This is a genomic window from Micromonospora sp. NPDC002411 (assembly GCF_053592955.1).
Window position 1 is genome coordinate 1 of record NZ_JBSFBM010000410.1, and the last position, 5,356, is coordinate 5,356.

The following is a 5,356-nucleotide window of genomic DNA, read 5'->3' on the forward strand; positions in this document are numbered from 1 at the left end:
CCCCGTCCCCCCCCCTGCGCCTCCGGCTCGGGGGGGGGTTGGGGCTCGGGGGCGCCCCCCCCGCGCGCGGCGGCGGGCCCCCGCCCCACGGCCCGGGATGGTCGCGGTGCTCGGCCACGCGGGGCTCAGCCTGCTCGTCGGTGCGGTGGCCCTGCTGCCGATCGGCGTCGAGGTGCTCATGGTGCTGCGCGGCGTGCTGTACGGCGTGGTGGACCCCGGCCCGTACGACAATTCCTGGGGTGGCCCGAGCCGGGGCGGCGCCTGGCTGGCGCACTTCCTCGTCGGCCTGCCGCTGGCCGCCGCCGGGCTGGCCGCACTGATCGGCATCGCCGCCGTGCACCAACGGCTCACCGGCCGCCTGGACGGGGAGCGGAGCCCGCTCTGGTTGCTGCCGACCGTGCTGCTGATGGCGGTCGCCGGGGCGCTGCTCTTCGTCGCGTGGACCCACCAGATCTAGCCCCTCCCGCGTGCGGAAGGGGCTGGATCGATCTGGTCTACAGCTCGACGGAGCGCCGGCGGGCGACCTCGGCCAGGGCGACCGCCGCCGCCACGCTGGCGTTGAGCGACTCGACCTCGGAGATCATCGGGATGCTGACGGTGAGGTCGCAGGTCTCTCCGACCAGGCGGGAAAGCCCTCGGCCCTCGGAACCGACCACCACCACCAGCGGGCCGACAGCGGCCTCCAGGTCGTACAGGTCGGTGTCGCCGTCGGCGTCCAGGCCGACGACCATGAAGCCGGCGTCCCGACACGCCTTCAACGACCGGGTCAGGTTGGTCACCTGCGCCACGGGCACCCGCGCGGCCGCGCCGGCACTGGTCCGCCAGGCGGTCGCGGTGATTCCGGCGGCACGACGCTCGGGTACGAAGACACCCTGCGCGCCGAACGCCGCAGCCGACCGGATCACCGCACCCAGGTTGCGGGGGTCGGTGACACCGTCCAGCGCGACCAGCAGCGGGGCCTGCTGCTCCAGGGAAGCGGCGACCATGTCCTCGAAGGGCTGGTACGCGAACGGCGGCACCTGCAACCCGACGCCCTGGTGCAGCACCCCACCGGTCATCCGGTCCAACTCGGCCCGGCTGATCTCCAGGTTGGCGATGCCCCGGTCGGCGGCGGTCCGGATGATCTCCTTGGTCCGCTCGTCCACGTCGATGCCCTGGGCCGTGTAGAGCGCCGTCGCCGGCACCTGGGCGCGCAGCGCCTCCAGCACCGGGTTACGCCCGACCAACAGCTCCGGGGTGTCCTTGGACGGGTTGGACTTGCGCCCCGGGGAGACCCGAGGACCGGACCGCGTGGTGGGCTTGCCACCCCGACCGCCGGTCGCGCCCCGGCCGACCGGTACGCCCCGACCGCCACCCTTGCCCCAGGTGGTGTCCTTGCTGCCCGGCTGACCGATCTTCGGGGCGCGCCCCTCCTCGGCCGCCACCCGGCGCTCCTTGTCCTGCTTCCAGGCGGTGCGCTGCGGCAGCTTCTCGGTGCCCGAGTAGCCCTTGTGCCACGGCCGCTCGTCGGCGGGCAGGGTGCGACCCCGCCCGGCCAACGAGTCCTTGTTCTTGCCGCCGGAGCCCTTGGGGGCGCTTGCCTTCGACGTCAGTCGCCGGCCACGGCGCTGCGAGTTGCCGGCCATCAGTCCTGCTCTCCAATAGTCCAACGGGGGCCCTGGGGGGTGTCCTCGACCACCACGCCGGCCAGCTTGAGCTGGTCACGTACCGCGTCGGCGGCGGTCCAGTCCTTGCGGCCCCGGGCCTGCGCGCGCTGCTCCAGGGCCAACGCGATCAGGGAGTCCACCACGGCACGGAGATCATCTGGTCGGCCGCCACCGGTCCAGGCCGGGTCGAGGGGGTCGATCCCGAGGATATCCAGCATTGCCCGTACCACGGCCAGGGTGGTGCGGACAGTCACATCGTCGCCGGCGCTCAGCGCGGTGTTGCCGTCCCGCAGGTGTTGTTGCAGCACGGCCAGCGCGGCGGACGTGTTGAGGTCGTCGTCCATCGCCGCCACGAACCCGGCCGGCAGGTCGCCCAGCTGCCCGGCACCGACCCGCTCGGCCGCCCGCTGCACGAAACCCTCGATCCGGCGGTACGCGGTGGCCGCGTCGCGCAGCGAATCCTCCGAGTAGTCGATCACCGAGCGGTAGTGCGCGGCGGCGTAGTAGTAGCGCAGCTCCACCGGCCGGACCCCGAGCGAGTCCACGTACGCCAGGCCCAACGCGTTGCCGGCGGACTTGCCCATCTTGGCCCCACCGATGCTGAGCAGCCCATGGTGCACCCAGTAGCGGGCGAACGGCAGCCCGGCGGCCTGGGACTGGGCGATCTCGTTCTCGTGGTGCGGGAACGTCAGGTCCAGCCCGCCACCGTGGATGTCGAACTCCGGGCCGAGATACCGCCAGCACATCGCCGAGCACTCGATGTGCCAGCCCGGACGGCCCAACCCCCACGGCGACGGCCAGTACGCGTCCGCCGGCTCGTCCGGTTTGGCACCCTTCCAGAGCGCGAAGTCACGCGGGTCCCGCTTGCCCCGGTCGGGCGCGTCCCCGGCCGACTGCATCGCGTCCGGCGACTGACCCGACAGCGACCCGTACGCCGGCCAGGACGCCACGTCGAAGTAGACGTCGCCGGAACCGTCGGTGGCCGGGTACGCGTGCCCGTCCGCGATCAACTTCGTGATCAGCTCGTGCATTTCCGGGATGTGCCCGGTGGCGCGCGGCTCGTAGGTGGGCGGCAACACGTTCAACGACCGGTACGACTCGGCGAGGAGCAACTCGTTGGCGTATGCGATCGACCAGAACGGTCGCCCCTGGTCGCCCGCCTTGACGAGGATCTTGTCGTCGATGTCGGTCAGGTTGCGGATGAAGGTGACCTCGTAGTCGGCGGCCAGCAGCCAGCGACGCAGCACGTCATAGTTGACGCCGGAGCGAAGGTGACCGATGTGCGGCGGAGCCTGAAGAGTGAGACCACACAGGTAGACCCCCACCTTGCCGGCTTCCCGCGGGACGAAGTCCCGCACCGATCGGGTGGCGGTGTCATACAGGCGTAGCGTCACCGTACAAGGGTAGCTGTCCGTGCCTGTCCGGGTCCGCCGGTGCCGGGTCGTACGCTGCCAGGCGTGGATGCGACCGCACGCTCCGGTGAGACTCCGGCCGACCCCAGCGCCCCCGCCGCCGGGCTCCAGAGCCAGGCTGACGGCGTCGCGGTGCAGGCCGACGCCCGTGCGGGGCGGGTCGGGGAGGCGTCGCAGACCCTTGACCGGGGGTTGCGGTTGCTGCACCTGGTCGCGGACGCCCCGGGCGGTCTGACCGTCACCGAGGCCGCGCACCAACTCACCATCGGCCGCGCGGCCGTCTATCGACTGGTCAGTCCGCTGGTCGGGCACGGCATGCTCCGCCGGGACAGCGACGGCCGACTACGCCTCGGCGCCGGACTGCTGCACCTGGCCCGACGCGCTCAGCCGCTGCTCGCCGAAGGCGCGCTGCCCGCGCTACGACGCCTCGCCGAGCAGGCCGGCGCGACCGCGCACCTGACAGTGGTCGAGGCTGGCGAGGGCGTTGCGCTGGCCGTGGTCGAGCCGAGCTGGACGTCGTTCCACGTCGCGTACCGGGCCGGGGCACGGCATCCGCTGGACCGGGGGGCGGCGGGCCGGGCCATCCTGGCCGGTCGAATCGGGCTGGCGGAGCCGGTGAGCAGCAGCGGGGAGTTGCAGTCTGGGGCGTACGGGGTGGCCGCACCGGTGCTGGGCGTGCCTGGCCTGGAGGCCAGCGTCGGGGTGGTCGCGCTCGCCCCGCTGGACGTCGACACGATCGGCCCCCAGGTGCTGGCCGCCGCGAAAGCCATCGCCAGCGCCTTGAGCTGACCAATCCTCCAGCGGCCCCGCCCTCGCTTGACCGCTCGCCGCCCCAACAAGCGCTCGATCAACTCCAGATCGCCGACGTGGCGGCATCGCCAGCGTTCGATTGCGCCACATCGCCGAGATGGTGATGATCTCGCTGCATAACACGTCCCGCAGGGCTTCTGGCGGTTGTCCACAGGCAGGCGCGGGGCGACAAGACGGTGCTGTCCACAGGGGTATCGACCACCATCTCGAACGTCGGAGGCTGGCTTCATGCCTCCGCGCCCTCACCTCCCTTCCGCCCTCGCCTGGCAGGTCTTTCGCGGCTCCACCGCCATCGGGCAAGGCTTGATCACCAGACACCAGTTGCGCGGTTCGTCCTGGGTCCGGCTTCGCCATGACGTGTACGCGGACGCCCGCCTCGACCGCAACCACGAACTGGCCTGCCGTGCCGCAGCTCTGCGGCTACCGCCGCAGGCGATGATCGCCGGCCCTTCGTCGGCCTACCTGCACGGCATCGAGCACGCCGCCGGATTCGTCGACGACGTCCACGTGCTGGTGCCGAGGATCGTCCGCGTCGACTCTCAACGCCGCCTTCACGTGCACGTGTTCGACGCAGAAGCCGCAGAAGCCGCCGAAGCCCTGACCCCCGCCCTGACCGCCGGCAGGCAGTCGCCCGTGGCGATGCGCGCTGTGCCCCACGCACCGCCACCCACGTCGATCAGCATCCCGCCCGACCTACGGCCAGCGACACCGATCAGGCCTCCGCCCGGTGCGCTCGGCGGTGCCACTCTCCGCCGAACCAATCCGGCATCTGCGGCGTGGGAGACAGCCGTCTGGTTGGAACCGCTGCGGGCAGTCGGAATTGTCGACTCATTGCTCGCTACCGGCTTGACCACCCGGGCCGAGTTGGCAGCTGTCGCCACCGCCAATGCTGACCGGCCCGGCGGCCGACGGGCGCGTTGGATTTTCGACCTTGCCGATCCAGGAGCGCAATCGCCACCCGAGTCCCAACTGCGGGTGCGTCTGGTACTCGGCGGACTCCCCCGGCCGGTCACCCAACACCCGATCCGGCTGCCTACTGGGCTCGTTCTCCACCCCGACCTGGCCTGGCCCGATTTCCGGGTGGCGGTGGAGTACGACGGCCGATGGCACGCCGATCCCGAGCAACTGCACCGCGACCGTCGGCGGCTCAATCTCCTCGTCGGTGCGGGCTGGCTGGTCCTTCACGTGACCAGCCGGCGTCTCCAGAAGGAGTTCCCCGCCGTGCTCAGCGAGATCCGGTCCGCCCTGATCACCCGCGGCTGGCGCCGTTGACCGGCCCACGCCGTGATCCACTCCAGCTCGCCGAAGTGGCGGTTACCCGTTCACCTGACACAGCCATATCGGCGATCTGGAGTCGATCAAGCCCCGCGGAACGCGTCGAAGGGGCCCACGTTGGTCGGTGACTCGGGCGGCATGGTCAACCCGTTCAACGGCGAGGGCATCGCGTACGCGATGGAGTCCGGCGAGCTGGCGGCGGAGGTCGTGGTC

At 71.7% G+C, this 5,356-nt stretch carries 5 protein-coding genes and 1 pseudogene; 4 read left to right on the plus strand and 2 right to left on the minus strand.

Annotated features, from left to right (window positions below):
- Window positions 1-106 precede the first annotated feature (106 nt).
- On the plus strand, window positions 107-457 hold the full coding sequence (locus ACWCO3_RS30995; RefSeq protein ID WP_450013421.1) for a hypothetical protein: 351 nt from the start codon (window positions 107-109) through the stop codon (window positions 455-457).
- A 37-nt stretch (window positions 458-494) separates the two neighbouring features.
- Here ACWCO3_RS30995 and rlmB read toward each other — a convergent pair whose 3' ends face one another.
- Together rlmB and cysS are read right to left on the minus strand one after the other, a co-directional pair.
- Window positions 495-1,625, minus strand: a complete 1,131-nt coding sequence (rlmB, locus tag ACWCO3_RS31000) for a 23S rRNA (guanosine(2251)-2'-O)-methyltransferase RlmB (protein WP_145778657.1) — start codon at window positions 1,623-1,625, stop codon at window positions 495-497.
- Window positions 1,625-3,040 (minus strand): cysteine--tRNA ligase, encoded by a 1,416-nt coding sequence (cysS, locus tag ACWCO3_RS31005; protein ID WP_357935517.1) that lies wholly within the window; start codon window positions 3,038-3,040, stop codon window positions 1,625-1,627. The genes rlmB and cysS overlap by 1 nt, the downstream gene beginning before the upstream one ends.
- Before the next feature lie 150 nt (window positions 3,041-3,190).
- On the opposite strand from cysS, the gene ACWCO3_RS31010 reads away from it, so the two are divergent.
- From ACWCO3_RS31010 to ACWCO3_RS31020, 3 genes and pseudogenes are all read left to right on the plus strand, one after another.
- Window positions 3,191-3,847: an IclR family transcriptional regulator gene (locus ACWCO3_RS31010; protein ID WP_450013425.1), complete on the plus strand. Its 657-nt coding sequence runs from the start codon at window positions 3,191-3,193 to the stop codon at window positions 3,845-3,847.
- A gap of 249 nt (window positions 3,848-4,096) precedes the next feature.
- Complete coding sequence (locus ACWCO3_RS31015) at window positions 4,097-5,140, plus strand: DUF559 domain-containing protein (protein ID WP_450013423.1); 1,044 nt, start codon at window positions 4,097-4,099, stop codon at window positions 5,138-5,140.
- A 111-nt stretch (window positions 5,141-5,251) separates the two neighbouring features.
- A pseudogene (locus ACWCO3_RS31020) lies at window positions 5,252-5,356 on the plus strand (NAD(P)/FAD-dependent oxidoreductase); the annotation flags it as partial.